15 protein-coding genes and 1 pseudogene are annotated in these 18,483 nt (G+C 73.7%); 9 read left to right on the forward strand and 7 right to left on the reverse strand.

The annotated features are described in order from the left end of the window. Nucleotides 1-31 precede the first annotated feature (31 nt). Nucleotides 32-952 carry a glycoside hydrolase family 19 protein gene (locus OG332_RS04435; RefSeq protein WP_442816104.1) on the forward strand — a complete coding sequence of 307 codons (921 nt, stop codon included), beginning with the start codon at nucleotides 32-34 and terminating at the stop codon, nucleotides 950-952. A gap of 12 nt (nucleotides 953-964) precedes the next feature. Here OG332_RS04435 and OG332_RS04440 read toward each other — a convergent pair whose 3' ends face one another. The 3 genes from OG332_RS04440 to OG332_RS04450 form a co-directional block, all read right to left on the reverse strand. After that, complete coding sequence (locus tag OG332_RS04440) at nucleotides 965-3,733, reverse strand: helix-turn-helix transcriptional regulator (RefSeq protein ID WP_327412191.1); 2,769 nt, start codon at nucleotides 3,731-3,733, stop codon at nucleotides 965-967. A gap of 247 nt (nucleotides 3,734-3,980) precedes the next feature. Continuing rightward, complete coding sequence (locus tag OG332_RS04445; RefSeq protein WP_327412192.1) at nucleotides 3,981-5,789, reverse strand: S8 family serine peptidase; 1,809 nt, start codon at nucleotides 5,787-5,789, stop codon at nucleotides 3,981-3,983. A gap of 659 nt (nucleotides 5,790-6,448) precedes the next feature. After that, nucleotides 6,449-7,198 carry a DUF1838 family protein gene (locus tag OG332_RS04450; RefSeq protein WP_327412193.1) on the reverse strand — a complete coding sequence of 250 codons (750 nt, stop codon included), beginning with the start codon at nucleotides 7,196-7,198 and terminating at the stop codon, nucleotides 6,449-6,451. Nucleotides 7,199-7,379: 181 nt separating this feature from the next. Here OG332_RS04450 and OG332_RS04455 point away from each other — a divergent pair, with 181 nt between their 5' ends. From OG332_RS04455 to OG332_RS04465, 3 genes are all read left to right on the forward strand, one after another. Beyond that, entirely contained in the window at nucleotides 7,380-8,378 is a 999-nt protein-coding gene (locus OG332_RS04455; protein WP_327412194.1) for a DUF1996 domain-containing protein, read from the forward strand. 83 nt (nucleotides 8,379-8,461) lie between these two features. Then, complete coding sequence (locus tag OG332_RS04460; RefSeq protein ID WP_327412195.1) at nucleotides 8,462-9,073, forward strand: sigma-70 family RNA polymerase sigma factor; 612 nt, start codon at nucleotides 8,462-8,464, stop codon at nucleotides 9,071-9,073. Then, a complete protein-coding gene (locus OG332_RS04465) occupies nucleotides 9,070-9,795 on the forward strand; it encodes an anti-sigma factor family protein (RefSeq protein WP_327412196.1) in 726 nt (241 codons plus the stop codon). Before OG332_RS04460 ends, OG332_RS04465 begins: the two co-directional genes overlap by 4 nt. 396 nt (nucleotides 9,796-10,191) lie before the next feature. Here OG332_RS04465 and OG332_RS04470 read toward each other — a convergent pair whose 3' ends face one another. Further along, on the reverse strand, nucleotides 10,192-10,923 hold the full coding sequence (locus OG332_RS04470) for a DUF7873 family protein (protein ID WP_327412197.1): 732 nt from the start codon (nucleotides 10,921-10,923) through the stop codon (nucleotides 10,192-10,194). Nucleotides 10,924-10,932: 9 nt separating this feature from the next. Then, nucleotides 10,933-12,351 carry a hypothetical protein gene (locus tag OG332_RS04475; RefSeq protein ID WP_327412198.1) on the reverse strand — a complete coding sequence of 473 codons (1,419 nt, stop codon included), beginning with the start codon at nucleotides 12,349-12,351 and terminating at the stop codon, nucleotides 10,933-10,935. A 150-nt stretch (nucleotides 12,352-12,501) separates the two neighbouring features. On the opposite strand from OG332_RS04475, the gene OG332_RS04480 reads away from it, so the two are divergent. The 5 genes and pseudogenes from OG332_RS04480 to OG332_RS04500 all read left to right on the forward strand — a co-directional run bounded on the left by OG332_RS04480 (nucleotide 12,502) and on the right by OG332_RS04500 (nucleotide 16,772). Then, nucleotides 12,502-13,431 (forward strand): ATP-grasp domain-containing protein, encoded by a 930-nt coding sequence (locus OG332_RS04480; RefSeq protein ID WP_327412199.1) that lies wholly within the window; start codon nucleotides 12,502-12,504, stop codon nucleotides 13,429-13,431. Then, nucleotides 13,428-14,243 (forward strand): ATP-grasp domain-containing protein, encoded by an 816-nt coding sequence (locus OG332_RS04485; RefSeq protein ID WP_327412200.1) that lies wholly within the window; start codon nucleotides 13,428-13,430, stop codon nucleotides 14,241-14,243. Before OG332_RS04480 ends, OG332_RS04485 begins: the two co-directional genes overlap by 4 nt. Nucleotides 14,244-14,337: 94 nt before the next feature. Beyond that, nucleotides 14,338-15,192: pseudogene (locus OG332_RS04490) on the forward strand (DMT family transporter). Nucleotides 15,193-15,236: 44 nt separating this feature from the next. Beyond that, the gene (locus OG332_RS04495) at nucleotides 15,237-16,292 is read left to right on the forward strand and encodes a zinc-dependent alcohol dehydrogenase family protein (protein WP_327412202.1); all 1,056 of its coding nucleotides are present in this window, start codon (nucleotides 15,237-15,239) and stop codon (nucleotides 16,290-16,292) included. A 54-nt stretch (nucleotides 16,293-16,346) separates the two neighbouring features. Further along, nucleotides 16,347-16,772 (forward strand): hypothetical protein, encoded by a 426-nt coding sequence (locus OG332_RS04500; RefSeq protein ID WP_327412203.1) that lies wholly within the window; start codon nucleotides 16,347-16,349, stop codon nucleotides 16,770-16,772. On the opposite strand, the gene OG332_RS04505 is transcribed toward OG332_RS04500, so the two are convergent. Beyond that, the gene (locus OG332_RS04505; protein ID WP_327419107.1) at nucleotides 16,769-17,494 is read right to left on the reverse strand and encodes a maleate cis-trans isomerase family protein; all 726 of its coding nucleotides are present in this window, start codon (nucleotides 17,492-17,494) and stop codon (nucleotides 16,769-16,771) included. The two genes, OG332_RS04500 and OG332_RS04505, sit on opposite strands and share 4 nt — an antisense overlap. Nucleotides 17,495-17,558: 64 nt before the next feature. Then, entirely contained in the window at nucleotides 17,559-18,470 is a 912-nt protein-coding gene (locus OG332_RS04510; RefSeq protein ID WP_327412204.1) for a fumarylacetoacetate hydrolase family protein, read from the reverse strand. Nucleotides 18,471-18,483 lie beyond the last annotated feature (13 nt).

An 18,483-nucleotide genomic window follows, 5' to 3' on the forward strand; every position in this document is an offset into this window, starting at 1 on the left:
CGGCAATTCCCCCCACTGAAGGAGCAGTTACGTGATACGTGCGTTTCGCCGCCGTGCCCTCTCCCTGGCCGCCGCCGCAGCCGTCACGGTGGGCCTCGTCATCGCCCTCCCCTCCTCCCCCGCCTCGGCGGCCGCCCCCTGCACCGGTGCCTGGGCCTCGTCCGCCGTCTACACCAACGGCATGAGCGCCTCGTACGGCGGACACAACTGGCAGACGAAGTGGTGGACCCAGGGCGAGACGCCCGGCACCACCGGCCAGTGGGGCGTCTGGTCGGACCAGGGCGTCTGCGGCGGCGGGGGCCAGGACCCGGACCCCGACCCCGGCAACCCGTCCGGATTCGTGGTCTCCGAGGCCCAGTTCAACCAGATGTTCCCGAATCGGAACCCGTTCTACACCTACAACGGCCTGGTCGCGGCGCTGTCCGCCTACCCCGGCTTCGCCAGGACCGGCGACGACACCGTGAAGCGGCGCGAGGCCGCCGCCTTCCTCGCGAACGTCTCCCACGAGACCGGCGGGCTCGTGCACATCGTCGAGCAGAACACCGCGAACTACCCCCACTACTGCGACGCGAGCCAGCCGTACGGCTGTCCGGCGGGACAGGCGGCGTACTACGGCCGCGGGCCCATCCAGCTGAGCTGGAACTTCAACTACAAGGCGGCCGGTGACGCGCTGGGCATCAACCTCCTCGCCAACCCGTACCTCGTGGAGCAGGATCCGGCCGTCGCCATGAAGACGGCGCTCTGGTACTGGAACACCCAGAACGGCCCGGGCACGATGACCGCCCACGCCGCGATGGTGAACGGCGCGGGCTTCGGCGAGACCATCCGCTCCATCAACGGCTCGCTGGAGTGCAACGGGGGCAATCCCGCCCAGGTCCAGAGCCGGATCTCGAAGTACCAGAGCTTCACGCAGCTGCTGGGGGTGACCCCGGGGAACAACCTGGGCTGCTGATCCGCGGCGCGGTCAGCGGGTGCGCAGGGCGGTCGCGAGCTGGGCGCGTGAGCGGACGTCGAGCTTCTGGTAGATACGGGTCAGCCGTGCCTCCACCGTCTTGACGCTGAGGAACAGCTTCGCCGCGGCCTCCTGGTTGCTGGCGCCCTGGCTGACGAGCAGGGCGAGCCGGATCTCGGCCTCGGTCAGCACCGCGGCCGCCGGCACCTGCGCACCGCCTCCCTCGCCGGGAGCCGGTTCCCTGGCGAGCTCCGTCCAGGGAGCCGCCCCGGCCAGGGCGAACACCTCGGCTGCCGTCCGCAGCGCCGCGCGGGCGGGGGCGCGCCGGCGCCGGCGGCGCTCCACCCGGGCGAGGGCGAGCAGCGTACGGCCGCGCTCCAGCGGCAGCTGCAGGGCGTCGAACCGCTGGGCCGTGGCCTCCAGCAGGTGGACGGCCGCGTCGGCCTCGCCCTGGGCGGACAGGCACAGGCCCCGGGCCCGGTCGAGCGCGGCGACGACCCCGGTGCGGCCGAGGCTAAGGGCGACGGTACGGACCCGGTCGAGGAGTTCGGCGGCCTCGCCGGGTGCGTCCGCGGCGATCAGGGCCTCGGCGAGCTCCCCGTGCCAGCGCAGGACCGAGGGATCCACCACCTGCTGGGCGGCCTCCAGCGCGGCGACGCGGCGCAGGGTGGCGACCGCTTTCGCCGCCTCTCCGGTGGCCAGTTCGACCAGGCCGAGCGCGTGCAGGCTGCGGGAGAGGAAGACCTGGTCCTGCTCCTCCTGTGAGGCCTGGATGCCGCGCCGGGCGTAGCCGGCGGCGCGCGCGAAGCTGCCGCCCGTGGCCTCGGCCATCGCGGCGACGTACCAGGCGGGGCCGGGCGACAGGCCCGCCTCGATCGTCAGCTCCAGGGCCCGGCGGGCGTGGGCGGAGGCGGCCTCGCAGCGGCCGCTGCGCAGTTCCACCTCGGTGAGGCTGCGCAGCACCTCGAAGACGTCCTCGGCGGAGCCGGTGCGCTGGACCGCCGGGAGCAGGACCATCAGCTGCCGGCGGGCGTCGGCGAGGCGGTCGTCGAAGAGGGCGTGCCGGACGGCGAGGTACTGCGGTGCGTTGCGCATCCCCAGCGGCACCTCGGGCGCGGGCAGGGCGAGCGCCTCGGCCAGGATCTCCTCGGCGTCCGTGTCCCCGAGGATGCGGCCCATCCGGGCCCGTACGGTCAGGGCCATGGCCTCGGCGGTCTGGTCGCCGCCGAGCGCGGCGAGGCGGCCGGCCTCGGCCGCGGCGTCGCGGGAGCGGACCGGGTCGCCGTCGCTGAGGTTGTGCTTCCAGGCGATCCGCAGCTGGACGGCTGCCTGGAGCGAGGGGTCGCCGGCGGCCTCGTCCATGGCGTACGCGAAGGTCTCGTCGAGGGCGCCCAGGGCCTGGCCGGCGGCGTCGATCACGGCGAGCCGGGCACGAACCCGGTCGGCGGACGAGGCGTCGCGGGCCAGGACGGCGCGCGTGGCGCGGCGCGCGAGGTCGGCCCGGCCGGCCCAGCCGGCGTCCTCGGCGGCCGCGACGAGCCGGGCCAGTTCCTCGCCGGCCAGCCAGGACGGCGTGCGTTCGGCGGCGAGCAGGCCGAGTTCGGCGGCGAGGACCCGCTGGCCCCGGCGCCGGCAGACCGCGGCGGCCTCGGTGATCTCCGCGGCCAGCCACTGGTCGGGGGTGTCCACGGCGAGCGCGCGGTGGCGTACGGCCTGGACGGGGTCGTCGACGGCGGCGGCCAGGGCCGCGTGCCCGGCGGCGCGTTCGGGCCAGCCCGCGTCGGCGGCGAGGGCGGTGGGCAGGGCGCCGGCGGTGAACTCGACGGTGCCGTCCTCCCCCACCCTGACCAGTGCGGCCCGTTCCGCCTCGGCCAGCTCCGCCTCGGCGTCGGGGCGGCCGGCCCGGCGGAGCAGGGAGGTGGTGGGGCGGGAGGCGAGGGCTGCGAGCAGCAGGGTGCGGCGGGCCTGGGCGGGGACCCCGGCGAGGAGCCGGCGGGCCACCTCGCGGGCCTGTCCGGAGACGGGCAGCGGGTCGGCGTGGTGGGCGCTGCTGTCGCGGGCCTCGGCGGCTTCGGCCAGGGAGTGGCCGAGGGCGAGGGCGAGGCGCGGGTTGCCGCCGCTGGCCTGGTGGATGCGGCCGGCGAGGCGGGCGGGGAGGCAGTGGCGGACGAGGAGCTCGGCGACCTCGTCCGCGCCGAGCGGGGGGACCCGGACCGCGGGGACGCCGGGTCCGCAGAGGGTTTCGCCCACGGGGGCTCCGCCCTGGACGCATTCGGCGACCAGGACCCGGACGCGGGGCGGGGTGAGGCGCAGCGCGAAGCGGAGGAGGTCGGTGCTCTCGGCGTCGAGCCACTGGGCGTTGTCGAGGACGAGCAGGACGGGCTGGCGGGCGGCCAGGGTGCGGAGCACTTCGACGACGGCGAGGCGCAGCGCGATGTGGTCGCGGCCGGCGCGGGGGGCGTCTGCCTCGCGGCGCAGCAGGGCGATGGCCGTGCGCTGGGGGCCGGAGAGCTGGTCCAGGGCGGCGCCGGGGACGGACGCGAGGAGGGCGGCGGCGGACGCTTCGGGTATCCACTGGTCGGCGGCCTCGGGGGCGAGGCGGAGCACGCTCTCGCGGCGGGATTCGGCCGCGGCCGCGACGGCGCGGACGACCTCGGTCTTGCCCGCGCCCGCGGGTCCGGTGAGCAGGGCCCGGCCGTGTGTGCTCAGCGCATGGTCGACCGCCTTGATGAGTTCACCGTGTCCGACACTCGTGTCAGCGTTCCCCGTCGCCGCCACCACGCACAGCCACCAGCCTTTCGCTCCCCAGCTCCTGTGCCCTTCCTGTGAGAGGCGACAATACGAGGTCGGATGGCGGGCGGACCCGGATTGTGACGCAGAAATCAGTCACGTCCCGGGAAAACCCGTCGGACCTGCCGATACGAGGTGTATCAGCAGGTCCGGGGATCATTGCTGGTCCGTACTATCGGCCCGTCAGGCCGAGTTGGCGGCCGGACCGGGAACCGGCCGGAAGCCGGTCACCGGCGCCTCAGAACGCGAGGTTCCAGGAGTCGATCTTGCCGGTGTCGCCGCCGGCGTTGTCGTTCACACGGAGCTTCCAGGTGCCGTTGGCGACCTCGGAGGAGGCGTTGACGGTGAAGACCTGGTTGATGTTGTCCGTGCTGCCGCCGGCCCGGTTGTGGAGCGTGTAGACGCTGCCGTCGGGGGCCACGAGGTCGACCTTGAGGTCACCGATGTAGGTGTGGACGATGTTCACACCGACCTTGAGGGTGGCCGGGGCGTTGCCGGTCTTGCCCGTGACGGTGATCGGGCTCTCCACGGTGGTGTTGTCACCGATGGCGAAGTCCGTGCCGTTCTCGAAGGCCGGGGTGGGCGGGGTCGAGGTGACGGCGGCGACGGTCGCGGCGGCGTCGGCGAGACCGGTGCCGCAGCCGCCGGTGCAGGTGCCGGCCAGCGGACGGGCGTTCGTCTTGATCGCCGACTCGATCTGCGCCGGGGTCAGCGAGGAGTTCGCCGACTTCAGCAGGGCGGCGAGGCCCGCGACGTGCGGGGCGGCCATGCTGGTGCCCTGGTAGGGCTTGTAGTTCTCCGCGCCGGGGGTGGTGGTGCCCGCGTTCAGCGTGGAGAGGATGGCGTTCTCGGGGGTGGTGACGGTGCCGGGCGTGTCGGTGGCGCGGCGGGTCTCACCGCCCGGGGCGGCGACGTCGATGATCGCGCCGTAGTTCGAGTAGTACGAGCGGTCGCCCGCGCGGTTGCTCGAGGCGACGTTGATCACGTTGTTGCAGCTGGCGGGCGAGAAGTTGGCCGCGTCCGCGTTGCTGTTGCCGGCGGCGACGACCACGGTCGTACCGCGGGCGACGGCGGCGTTGATGGCGTTCTGGTAGCTGGTGCCGCAGGTGCCCGAGCCGCCGAGGCTCATGTTGATGACCTTGGCCGGGGTGGCGTTGGCCGGGACACCGGCCACGGAGCCGCCGGAGGCCCAGGTGATGGCGTCGACGATGTCCGACGTGGCTCCGCCGCACTTGCCGAGCACGCGGACGGGCTGGATCTTCGCGCCGTACGCGATGCCGGCGACGCCCTTGGAGTTGTTCGTGGCCGCGGCGATGGTGCCCGCGACGTGGGTGCCGTGCCAGGAGGAGTTGCTGGCCTTGGAGCCGAGGCCGCACTCGCCGTCGGTGGCGTTCCAGTCACCCTGGTCGGCGGGGTTGTTGTCGCGACCGTTGCCGTCACGGGCGTCGGCGGAGCTGGAGATGAAGTCGTAGCCCGCGACGATGTTCGGCGCGACGTCCGAGTGGGCGACGTAGCCGGTGTCGATCACGGCGACGGTGACGCCGGAGCCGGTGGTCTTGTCCCAGGCGGCGGGAACGTTCATGCCGGCGGTGGGCTCGAAGAGGTCCCACTGCTTGGCGTACTCGGTGTCGTTCGGGGTGACGGCCTGGGCGTAGGCGCGGGAGTCCGGCTCGACGTAGGCGACGTCCGGGTCGGCGCGGAACTGGGCCATCACGTCGGCCGCGTCGGCCGGGGCCACGGTCCCGCCGAGGTTGACCAGGGCCGCTCCGGTGCCGAGGCGGCGGTCGAACTTCGCCTTCTTGCCGGCCTTCTTGCCCTTGGCGGCGGCGTCGTCGGCGGCCGCGGTGTTCGAGCTGGCCTCGGTGGCCGAGGACTTGTAGCCGACGATGAGGTTCTGGACCGGCGCGGTGGCGGCGACCGTGGCGGCCGGCGCCGTGCCGGGGGCCTCGACGGCCGCGGCCACCGAGGCGGTGGCGGTGGCGGAGCCGGCGAGCAGGGTGACGGAGATGGCCGCCACGGATATGAGCCGACGTCTGGAAGCGTGCACGTGTTCCCCTTCGCGGGCCGTTTCCGGGCAGGCCGGAGCGGCCGGTCGGTGCAGTGTGGGAGGTTCCGGCGGCCGCGGGGCCGGGAGCGAGTTGGTCGGTCTCGCCCCGGCCGCCGCCGCGCGCCACGTTGTCCCGGCCGCAACGGCGGGGCAGGGGCAACGGCGGTCCCGGCGCTCCCCCGGACGGTGGGGCGTACACGCCATGTGGGGTTGGCGTGTGAACCGCCCGGCCTGGGGAAGATCGCCGGTGGGCAGACAGTAGGCAACGCGGCGATGAACTCGATACGGGGAAAACCCTTGTCCGCCCCTGCCGCACCCCCCGGGGGTCCCTCGGGCCCGCGGTGACCAGGGGTTCCGACGGTGCGCCGGGTGCCCGCGGGGGCCTCCCGGCATCCCGTCCGGTGAGGGGCCGGCCCTCACCGGACGGTCCGCGGGGACCGGGCCGTCAGCCGAGGCGGACCTCCGCCCCCGCTTCCCCGGCGCGGTCGAGCAGCAGCGCGTCCAGCCGCCGGCGGTCCACCTGGAAGCCGCGCCAGGGGCCGCCCGCGTCCCGCCCGAACGGCTCGAACCGGGGCTCCGTGCCCCACCCGACCGTGATCCCCTCGTGCCGGGCAGCGAGCGACCGGGGTTGCCGCCGAACGGGCTGTCCGGCCGGCCCGCTAGCTGGGCGGGAAGAGCTTGCGGAAGTAGGTCCAGCTGGTCTCGTTCGGTTCGCTCCACTTCTCCGGGGCGTGGGCGAATTCCGGGTGGTGGTCCGCGATGTAGGCGCGGGTGCGCTCGGGGACCTGCGCGTACGTGTCGAGTTTGCGGCCCCGGCAGTGGAAGGTGAGGCCGCCCGGGCGCGCGCCCTGCTCCATCCACGGCAGCCACGGGGACATCCGCGTCCAGGACATCGTCGAGGGGACGCTCGCCTCGTCGGTGCCCATCACCGACGCGGGTGCGAAGAACTGGAAGAGCTCCAGTGCCCGGTAGGTGTCGTCGGCCGACTGGGCCGGGTACTCCTCGACCGGCAGGGGGGAGGGGTAGGCGAGCGGGATCTCCAGGCTGAAGCAGACCTGGTCGCCCAGGTCGGTCACGGGCACCGGGAACGGCCGCCACTTCTGGTTGGCCGGGTCGTTCCAGACGTGGACCACCGGCTTGTCCTCCCAGGTCTCCGCGATCTCCCGGGTCCGGGGGTCCAGGTAGAACGCGGCCTCCCTGGAGAGCAGCTGGTAGCCGCCGGTCTCCTCGTCCGCGACGAGGCGGGCGACATTGAGCCCTTCGAAGCCGAGGAGGCGCCGGTAGGGCTCGCCCGGGGCCCAGGAGTGGACATCACCGGTCCACCAGAAGGTGACCTCGCGGCCGTCCAGCGAGGCGCGGGTGCGGGCGAATGCTTGCAGGAGCTCGGCGGGTGTCGCGGCTGATGTCATGCGCCCCACTCTGCGCGGTCGCGGCACGGCCGGGCAAGCACCCGCACGGACAACCGGAGCCCCCTCCAAGGGGTTTGAGTGGCTGGTGGGGACGGGTGGGTCCGGTGGTCGGCGGCCGGGCGGCGACGGCCATGCGGATGCCAGGTTGACGGCGGTCGCGCCACCGGCAACCGTGACCGCCATGGGGAAAGAACGCCGACTGCTCACACTCGTCATCTGCCTGGTCCTGGGGGGCGGACTGGCCGCTGCGGTGCTGGGTGCCTCGCGAGCGGCCGGTCCGCACGGGGGGACCGTGGCAGGGCGTCCGGCGCCCTCCGACTACGTGGACATACGCGACGTTCCACGCGTCGCGGCCGCCCCTCCCGCCCCGGGTGCCGACGGATCCACCGGCTCGGTGGTGGTGGACTGCGGCCGCAACGAGCAGGGCCACTACAACGAGGACAATCTGGTGGTCTCGCCCGGCCTGCGGGCCGGCGCCCACCACACGCACGCGTACGTGGGCAACCTGTCCACGGACGCGATGTCGACCGAAGCCTCCCTCGACGCGGCCGCCACGAGCTGCACGGGCGGCGACCGGTCGACGTACTACTGGCCCGTCCTGCGGCGCCTCGACCGGCCGGGCACTCGCCCCCACGAGCACTCGGCGGGGCACGGGAACACGGGCGAGGTCCTCCCGGAGGTCTCGGTCCTGGTGGAGTTCCGCGGCAGCCCGGTGAGCAAGGTGGTGGCCATGCCGCGCTTCCTGCGCGGCATGACGGGCGACGCCGTCGCGTACACGGCGGCCGGCGACGCCGACGTACGGGCCCGCTGGGGGTGTTCCGGCTCCCCGGACCGGTCCACCACCCGCTACCCGCGCTGCCCCGAGGACGAGCGGGTCACCCGCACCCTGGTCTTTCCGAGCTGCTGGAACGGCATCGACACCGCCGGCGCCGGACACCGCTCGCACCTGCGCTTCCCCGGCACGAACGGCGTCTGCCCGCCGGACTTCTTCCCGGTGCCCGAACTGCGCGTCTCCCTCGCCTACGAGGTCCCCGCGGGGGTGCCCGTCGCGCTCGACTCCTTCCCCGAGCAGCGGCACAGCCCGAAGACGGACCACGCGATGTTCGTCAACGCGATGACCGACCGGCAGATGGCCGCGGTCGTCGGCTGCCTCAACGAGGGCCGCGCCTGCCGGACCTGAGTGACACAGGTCACGTGAACCGTGCGGGCGCCGGTCGCGTGTTCCGACCGCACCACCTAAGCGAGGAAGACGGAGAGGGTGAGATGGCCGGACCACTGTGGCCCCGCACTCGGCGGGGCTCGACCGATGAGGTACTGATCAAGTCGGTGTACGAGGAGCACGGTCACGCCCTGCTCGCGTACGCCACCCGGCTGACCGGGGACCGGGCCGCCGCCGAGGATGTCGTCCAGGAGACGCTCATCCGGGCCTGGCGGCATTCCGAAGTCCTGGTCAACGGAAAGGGTTCGGTGCGCGGCTGGCTGCTCACCGTGACCCGCAACATCATCACCGACCGCTACCGGGCCAAGGCCGCGCGGCCGCCGGAGGTCTCCGGGGCCTCGGCCACGCCTCCGGTGGAGGCGGACCACGCCGACGCGGTGGTGGACAGCATGACGGTCCTGGGGGCCCTCGACCAGCTGTCGCCGGAACACCGTGACGTCCTCAGGGAGTTGTACTACCGGCAGCTCAGCGTGGCGGAGGCGGCCGACGCCCTCGGCATCCCGGCGGGCACGGTCAAATCGCGTTCGCACTACGCGCTCAAGGCCCTGCGCGACGTCTTCAGGGACCAGCGTTCCAAGGACAGCAGCTTCAGAGATGGCAAACGACCGGGCGGGCCGCCCCAGCGGCCGGCCGGACTGCGTGAGGTGGTGGCATGAACCGGCAGCGGCACGAGGAGGAACTGCTCGGCCCGTACGTGCTCGGCGTCCTGGACGCCGAGGAGGTCCGCCGGATCGAGGATCACATGAGCGGATGCGTGCAGTGCCGGGAGGAGTTGGCCGCGTTGCGCGAGATGGAAGCGGCACTGGGCGAGGTGCCCGAGGAGGCGTTCCTCGACGGACCGCCGCAGGGCGGGGACCTGCTGCTCCAGCGCACCCTGCGGCAGATGCGCGGTGAGCGGGCCGGTGCCGAGCGCCGGCGCGCGGGGTTCGCGGGACTGGCCGTGGCCGCCTCGCTGGCCGCCGTGTTCTGGGCCGGTACGGCACTGGGCGCCGGCGATCCCGATTCCGTCGCCCTGCCCGCGCCGCCGTCCCCGACGGCTTCGGCGGACCCTTCGCCGCCGCCCGCCGGGACCAAGCTGCTCTCCGCGACCGATCCGGGCACGGGCGTGCGGATGACCGTGCAGATGACGCCGGCCGCCAAGTGGGTGCGGTTGCACGCGGCGGTCACGGGAGTGCCGCGGGGCGAGCGGTGCCGGCTGATCGTGGTCTCCAAGGACGGTACGCGCACGACCGCGGGCGGCTGGGTCGTGGGCGGCCAGGAGAACGGCGAGGGCAAGGGCGCCTCGCTGGACGGTTCGGCGGCGGTGGATCCGGCCAACGTCAAGGCGGTCCTCGTGGAGAACGAGGCGGGCCGGACCTTCGTGTCCGTACCGGCCTGACCGGGGTGTGACGGAGCCCGGGAGCATATCCAGTTCCCGGGCTCCTGCGTGCCACCCAATTGCGCACACCGGCACGTTTAAGAGTCGCGGATCATTCTGAGATCGACGTGTTCTACCTTTGAACTACCGCGCCACGAGAGAGGCGCAGAGGGGACTTGAACCCCCATCCATCGATGATCGTCCACGCTCGGTCGATCCGGTGTTCGGCGGCGAATACTGAGACTGGAGCGAGAATCTGAGATTAACGGGGCCGCCTCTACCGGCTTGGGCCACCCCGGCACGCAATGCCGGGGGAGGGATTCGAACCCCCAACTGACACCCCTGTTCAGCTTCAACATCAGTTTCAGCTTGCGCTCTCGCGCACCCCCTGCAGACGTACAGGGGGAGATTTCGAGGCTACCTGAACAGGTAGCCGAACACCGCGTCCCCGACCCGCTGGTCGGTGACCTCGGCGCTGTTGGCCTCCTCGCGGGCGAACTTGACGGCCTGCTGGAGCTTCTCCACGCGGTCGAGCAGCTCGTTGACCCGGCGGGCGGGCAGGGCACCGGAGAACTTCACGGTCGTCCAGTACCCGACCGGGACGTCCTCGTAGTAGACCTCGACCTGCGCCGGGTGCTTCTCGGTGGCCTCGGCCTTGACGTGGTTGCGCGGCACCTTCTTGGTACGGATCGTGCGCACCGCGTCCGTCTTCCACGAGTCCGTCGACGGGTCGAGGTTCCAGGACTCGGAGGCGTCCAGCACCGGCAGCTTCCGCACGAAGGTGTGCATGTCCGTCAGCTGCTTCTCCAGGAAGAGCAGGTACGGCACGGGCACCTGCGCCAGCAGGACCGTCCCGTCCACGACGACGTCGGCGGCCGCGGTGCGGTTCGCCCAGTCCTTGGTCGCCGTCACGTCGAACAGCCGCGTCAGGGTCCCCGCGGTCGCCCGCAGCACGTCCTCCGCCTTGACCTGCACCCGCGTGGACTCGGGCGGCAGCTGCTCGCCCTCCTCGTCCTTGGGCTGGTAGGTCCGGGAGATGCCGGCCAGCAGGGCGGGCTTCTGGACGTCGTGGTGAGCTTGCGTGAGCTCCTGGAGGGACTTGGACTTGACGCCCTTTTCCACTGCGATGATCTGATTCAGCTTCGGCACGCGATCAAACTAGCAGCCGATTGTCCGATCATTCACCGGGATTTCCGGCACCCCGGCCCGGTCGAGCATGCGGCGCATGTCCTCGGCGGGGAGCGCCGGGTTGGCCGCGGCGGCCGCCGCCGCGTCCCGGTCGGGACCGGCGAGCAGTTCGCGGATCCGGGCCACGGGGAGCCGCGGGTCCCGGCCGGCGTCCGCGCGCGTCTCCGGGTCCCGGCTGAGCCGGTCCAGGAGCTCCGGCTCCAGACCGGGGTCGCGCAGGGCCAGGCGCCGGCCCCTCGGGTCCGGGCAGTCGCCGAGGCGCGCGGCGAGCCCGGCGGCGGGGAAGCCCGGCCGGGTGACCAGCATGCCCACGGCGCGGTGGGTGCCGTTCAGATAGAGGTCGAAGAGCAGCTCGGGCGGCGGTTCCGGGTGGAACTCGGCGAGCAGCAGCCGTACGGCGAAGTCATCGTCGTGCGCGAGCAGTTCGACGGCTTCGGCCGGCAGACCGCGGCAGACCGCGGCGCTGCGCCGCAGCCAGGTGTGCGGGGACCGGGCGCACCGTCGCAGGAACCCGGCGTCCTCGCGGCGCTCCCACACCCAGTCGAGAGTGGACAACCGGTCCTCGGCGCCGACCGTGTAGTCGATGGCGGCGCGCTCGGACTCGCTCAGTTCGGGGCGGGCGGACACCTGGAGCCGGACCCGCGGGTCGGGGTCGACGGCCAGCCGCGCCACCAGGTCGGGCGGGAGCGAGGGGTTGGCGGCGATCGCCGCGAGCCGTTCGCCTTGCGCGACCACGCGTTCGGCGAGTTCCCGGGTGAGCCGGCCCCTCGCCAGGACCTCGGCCACCTGCCACCCGTCCCCCAGCCGGCCGACGAGCCACGCGGTCCGTTCCTCGTCCTCGTGGCAGACGTGCCGGGCGGCGGCCTGCCGGACGTCCGGGCCCTCGTCGTGGAGGAGCCGCTCCCGGGCCTCGTCCGCGAGCCGGTCCCAGGCACGGCAGGCCGCCTGCCGGAACACCGGATCCTCGTGGTCCGCGAGTCCCGCCAGGACGTGGGCGGGCGTGGGGCCCCACGTGACCAGTTCGCTGCGCACCAGGCCCCTGGGATGGTCGAGCAGCCGCTCGTACGCCCAGTCGGGCAGCGGGGCCACGCGCCGCCGGTAGGCCAAGGGGCCGTGCGCGAGGGCGAGGTGGACCGCCGGGGCCGGGTCGTCGACCAGCCGGGCACGCTGGTCGGGGTCGGCGTTGCCGTTCTCGGCGAAGGCGCTCCGGACATGGCGGTCCGGGTGGACCAGAACGGCCTCGATCACCTCCTGCGGCACAACCGCGCGCCGTGCAACCGCTCGTCGCACCCACTCGTCTTCGTGGCCGAGCAGACGCAGCAGCACGTCCGCCGGTGCGGCCGTGTTCCCGGCGAGCCCGTGCAGCAGCCCCGTCCACCGAACGCCCATGCCCGATCCCTCCCCCGTTGATCCAAAACGGGCAGCGTAGCAAGGAAGCCCACACGCGGACCGATCATCACATTGCGGTCCATGACATCCTGTGACGTCACAACTCGCCGGACGGAATCGGCGGACGTCCGGGGAATATGGGGAAGGTCGATGAGGCTCTGCTTCCTGGTGGAGGAGCACTACCGCCACGACGGCATGCCGAACGAGGTGATCGGGCAGCTGACCGCGTGGGGGCACCGGGTGGACGTGGTGCGGCCGGGCGGGTCGCTGCTGCGCATGTCCGAGGCCGTGGACGCGGGGGCGCACGACGCCTGGGTGCTCAAGACCGTCTCCGGCGGGCCGGGTCTCACGCTGCTCGAAGCCGCCGCCGCGGCCGGGATGACCACCGTCAACGACGCCCGGTCCATCCGGGGCGTACGGGACAAGGCGCTGGCCGCCGCCATCGGGCGCGGCCGGGGGCTGCCGCTGCCGACCACGTACGCGGTGGCCTGCCCCGAACTGCTCAGGGAGATACCGGCGGCGGAGTACCCGCTCGTCGTCAAGCCCGCCGACGGAAGCTCCGGACGGGCCGTGCGCATGGTGTCCTCGCCGGAGCGGCTGGAGACGATGCTTCCCCTCCTTGCGGGCGAGGGCATGCTGATCGCCCAGCCGTACGTGCCCAACGCGGGCACGGACATCAAGGTGTACGGGGTCGGCGGCGAGCTCTTCGCGACCGAGCGCTGCTCCCCGCTGCACCCGGACCCCTCGGTGCGGGAGCGCCGGGTGCCGCTGTCGGCCGAGGTGGCGGCGATCGCCGCCGAGGTGGGGGCGGTCTACGGGCTGGACCTGTACGGGGTGGACGTGCTCCTGGGCCCGCACGGGCCGGTGGTCGTCGACGTGAACGACTTCCCGAGCTTCCGTCAGGTGCCGGACGCGGCGGCGCGGGTGGCGCGGGCGGTACTGGGGCTGGCGCGGGCGGGCGGCGCCACGCGGCCGACGGCGCCCGTGGCGCTGCCGTACGCGCTGCCCCTGTCGATCCCGGCTCAGGTCTCGGCTCAGGTCTCGGCTCAGGTCTCGGCCGTGGGGGGCGACGGCGCATGAGGATCGGCCTGATCACCCCGGAGCCCGGGCATCCGCTGCTGGCGGACACCACCGCGCTGCTGGCCCCGGAGCACACGGTCGAGGCCCTCGACCCGGTCACGCTCGGGGAGGTGCCGCTGCCGCCGGCCGACGTGTACCTGCTGAAGTCGCGGACGCCGCACGCGCTGGGGCTCGCACGCCACCTGGAGCGACAGGGGGCGCCGGTGGTGAACTCCGCGGCGGCCACCGCGCTGTGCCAGGACCGTACGGAGATGGCGGAGCTCGCCCTGCGCGCCGGGCTGCCCTTCGCCCCGACCCGGACCCACGGATCCCTCTCGACCTGGGCGGCCGAGGCACGGCTCGACGCCCCCGTGGTCGTCAAGAGCCGACGCAGCCGCCGGGGCGACCTCGTCGCCCGCGTGGACGACGCGGCCCGCCTGCGGGAGTTGGCGCGGGAGTGGCCGCACGAGCCGGTCGTCGTGCAGGACCACGCGCCCAACAACGGCTGGGACCACAAGCTGTGGGCGATAGGGGACCAGGTCTTCTCGGCCCTGCGCCGCTCCGAGCTCTCCCCCGGGGGCCGCGGCCCCACCCGGCCCCTGCCGGCGGCCGAACTGCCCCCGGGATGGGCCGGCCTGGTGCGTGAGGTGGGCACGGTGTTCGCGCTCGACGTCTACGGAGTGGACATCATCGACACCGGCGGCGGTACACCGCTGATCGTGGACGTCAACGCCTTCCCCGGGATCCGGGGACAGGCCGGCGCCCCGGAGGCCCTCGCGGCGCTGGCCCTGCGCCGGGCCGCGGAGCGGACCCGAGGAGCGGCCGAGCAGTAGGCGTGCGGGTCCGGACGGGGGAATGCGCGGGATGCGCGGGCCCCCGTCCGGTGTCGTGGCGCGGCCCGGTGGCGGGGGCGGTGAGGATCGGGGCATGGGCGTCGTCCTGCCGGTCCTCTTCGCGCTGTTCGCGGCGCTCAGCAACGCGCTCGCCACCGTGCTCCAGCGGCGGGCGGCGCTCACCGTGCCGCAGAGCGACGGCTTCCGCTTCGGTCTGGTCCTCGACCTGCTACGGCGGCCCGTGTGGGTCGGCGGGATCCTGGCCGTGATCGCGGCCGGGGTCGGGCAGGCCGTCGCACTGGCCACGGGCGCGCTGGCCCTCGTACAGCCGCTGTTCGTGCTGGAGCTGCCGCTGGCCCTGCTGATCGCCTCACTGGTGACGCGCCAACGGCTGCCGGGGGCGTTGTGGCTGGCCGTGGCGGGGGTGGTGGCGGGGCTCGGGATCGCGCTGGTGGCCGCCTCGCCCCAGGGCAACCGTACGGACGCGCCGCCCGCGCGGTGGGCGGTGGCCCTGACGGCCTGCGCGGTCGTCGTGGCCCTGCTGGCCGTGGCCGGGCTGCGCCGCCCGCCCGGCCGCTCGCGGGCCGGCTGCCTCGGCGCGGCCACCGCCGTCTGCTACGCGCTCACCGCCGCCCTGATGAAGTCCGCGGTGCACGTCCTCGACGACGGCGGCATCGGCGCGTTCCTGACCACCTGGGAGACGTACGCCTTCGGCGCGAGCGGGATCTGCGCCCTGCTGCTGCTCGAACACGCCATGCAGGGCGGTCCGCTGGTCGCGTCGCAGCCCGCGCTGACCCTCGGCGACGCGAGCATCAGCATCGCGCTGGGCGTGGTCCTCTACGAGGAACACCTGCGGTCGGGCTGGTGGTTGCTCCCCTAGCTGCTGGGCATCGCCCTGATCTGCGCGGGGGTGCTGGCCCTCGCGAGGGCCGGGGACGACGCGCCCTGAGGACGGGGGTAGCGTGCCGGTCAGTCGAGCGGAGGGCGGGAGCCATGCGAGCGGTGGTCTTCGAGCGGTACGGGGAGCAGGCCGAGGTCAGGGACGTGCCGGAGCCGCGTCCGGCGGCGGGCGGCGTGGTCGTGCGGGTGGAGGCCACCGGGCTGTGCCGCAGCGACTGGCACGGGTGGATGGGTCACGATCCGGACATCGTGCTGCCGCACGTGCCCGGGCACGAACTGGCGGGCGTGGTCGAGGCGGTGGGGGCCGGGGTCTCGAACTGGCGGGTCGGCGACCGGGTCACGGCCCCGTTCGTGTGCGCCTGCGGAAGCTGCGCCGACTGCGCGGCGGGTGACCACCAGGTCTGCGCGCGGCAGACACAGCCCGGGTTCACCCACTGGGGGTCCTTCGCCGAGTACGTGGCCCTGGACCACGCCGACGTGAACCTGGTGGCCGTACCCCGGGAACTCTCGTACGCCACGGCGGCCGGGCTCGGCTGCCGCTTCGCGACGGCGTTCCGGGCGGTGGTGGCGCAGGGCAGGGTCGCGGCGGGCGAGTGGGTCAGCGTGTACGGCTGCGGCGGAGTGGGCCTCTCCGCCGTGATGATCGCGGCGGCGGCCGGGGCACGGGTGGTCGCCGTGGACACCGCGCCGGGAGCCCTGGAGCTGGCACGGAAGTTCGGCGCCGTGCACGGTGTGGACGCCGCGGCCCACGCCGACACCGCTGCCGTGATACGGGAGTTGACCGGTGGTGGCGCACACCTCTCGCTCGACGCACTGGGCTCGCCGGTGACGGCGGCGGCCTCGGTGAGCGGTCTGCGCCGCCGGGGCAGGCACGTGCAGGTGGGGCTGCTTCCGACGGCGGCCGGCACGGCGGCCCTGCCGATGGACCGGGTGATCGGCTGGGAGCTGGAGATCCTGGGGAGCCACGGGATGGCGGCGCACGCCTACCCGCCGATGATGGAGCTGGTCCGGGGCGGGGTGCTGCGCCCGGACCTGCTGGTCACCTCGACGATCCCGCTGGAGGCTGCCCCGGCAGCGCTGGCCGCGATGGGCTCGGCCGCAGGAGCCGGGGTCACCGTCATCCTGCCGGGATCGGGGGCGCGGGGCTGAGCTACGATCCCCGCGCAGAACATGTGAACGACGCGGGAATGGCGGGTGGTGGGCGTGAGCGCCGGTGGCAGAGTGCCGGGGGCCGTGGCCGTGGTGCTGGTGGGCGGCCTGCTGCTGAGCGGCTGTTCGGGCGCCGCGGACGGCGGCGCCCCACCGGCGCAGGAGAAGCCGCCGACGCCGACCACGAGCGCCGGCCCGGCGACGGACCCGCCGGCCCCCACGGCCTCGCAGCCGGCCGCCCCGGAGCCCTCCGCCACGGCCGCACCCCCGGCGCCGGCCCCGAAGTCCTCGGCCGGCCGCGGGTCGGGGCCGGCGCCGAAGCGGAGCACGGCGGGTTCGCCGAAGGTCCCGCAGAACCCCTACCGGGGGCCCACCCCGCCGCCGGCGCCCACCCACGTCCCGACGATGGACTGGAAGCCGACCCCCTTCGACCCGGACGACCCCTCGATCCCGACGTACACGTTGCCGCCGCTGCGCTAGGCCGGAAGGGCGGCCCGTGCGTACTTGCCCGACAGCAGGTGGCCCGCCCCCGGGGCCACGGCGTCGAGGTCCAGGGCGCGGAGCAGCTGGTGGGCGGTGCAGACCGCCGCGGAGACGACCGGCTTGCCCAGGAGCTGTTCGGCCTCCTCGATGGCGCCCAGGGACGGCATCTGCACGCAGGCGGAGAGCACCACGGCGTCGGCGTCCGAGTACTCCAGCGCCCGCGCGAGGCCCGGCAACCGGGCCGGGTCGTGGGCGGCGACGTCGAGGTTGTCCGGGATCTCGAGGGCCTCGTAGTCGAGGACTTCGATGCCCTCGTGGGTGAGGTAGTCCACGACGGTCCGCGTGAGCGGGCGCATGTAGGGGGCCAGCAGCGCGATCTTCTTGGCTCCGATGGTGTGCAGCCCGTGAACGAGGGCTCCGGCGCTGGTGACGACGGGGGCGGGCGCCCCGTTCTCGGCGGTGCGGGTGTGCAGCCGCTGTTCCGCGGTCCGGTGGTAGCCGAGGCCCATGCTCATGATGGCGACCAGGCAGGCGTAGCCGAGCACGTCGACCCGGGCGTCGGACAGTTCCACGGCGCAGCGGTCGGAGTCCGCGTCCATGGCCCTGAGCTGTTCCGGGGTCACGTGGGTCATGCGCATCCGGCTGGAGTGGAAGGTGAAGCGCTCGTCGGGTGCGACGGCCTGGCGGGCCCGGAGGATGGCCGGGACCTCGGTTTCCATGGTGACGTTGGAGCTCGGCACGATCTGGCCGATGCGGTAGGTACGGGGTGCCACGGGGTGCTCCTCAGCGGGCGTCGACGACGGGGTTGGTCAGGGTGCCGATCAGCTCGACGGTGGCCTCCACCGTGTCACCGGGGGTGAGGAACTCCGGCGGGACCATGCCGGCGCCGACGCCGGAGGGCGAGCCCGTCGCGATGACGTCGCCGGGTTCCAGGGTCATGCCGGAGCTGATGTCGGCGATGAGGCGGGCGATCGGGAAGAGCATGTGGCGCGTGTTCGACTTCTGCTTGGTGACGCCGTTGACGCGCAGCGAGAGGTCGAGTGCCATGGGGTCGCGGATCTCGTCGCGCGTCACGATCACCGGGCCGAAGGGGGCGTAGGAGTCCTGGCCCTTGGAGAAGAACCACTGGCCGGAGCGGCGCTGGTCGCGGGCGCTGATGTCGTTGATGATGCTGAAGCCGAAGATGTGGTCGTACGCTTCCTCCTCGCTCACCCGGTGGGCGGTGCGGCCGATGACGACGGCGAGTTCGCATTCCCAGTCCAGCTGGGTGGTCAGGTCGGCGTTGTGCAGGATCGGCTGGCCCGGTCCGGTGACGGCGGTGGCGGGCTTGCCGAAGAGGACCGGGCGCGGCGGCAGGTCCTTGTCGGTGTCGAGGCTGCGGCTGGACTCCTCGACGTGCTCGATGTAGTTGAGGCCGACACCGATGATCTTGCCGGGGCGCAGCGGGGCGCGCAGGGTCACGTCCTCCAGCCGGTGGACGGCGTCGGCGGGCCGTCCGGCGGGGTCGGCGGCGAGCAGCTGCCGGGCCGCTTCCTCCGCGGCCGGGCCGGCCTGGACGAAGGACAGCAGGTCGTGCGGGAGCCGCGCGCCGGCGTGGTCGGCCAGGACCGCCAGGTCGAGGACGAGGCCGTCGGCCTCGACGCCCAGGCGTTCGGTGGTTCCGGTGGTTCCGGTGGTGAAGGTCAGCAAGCGCATGCTGGGGCTCCTC

The sequence above is a fragment of the Streptomyces sp. NBC_01233 genome (assembly GCF_035989305.1).
In the GTDB taxonomy this organism is placed as follows: Bacteria; Actinomycetota; Actinomycetes; order Streptomycetales; family Streptomycetaceae; genus Streptomyces.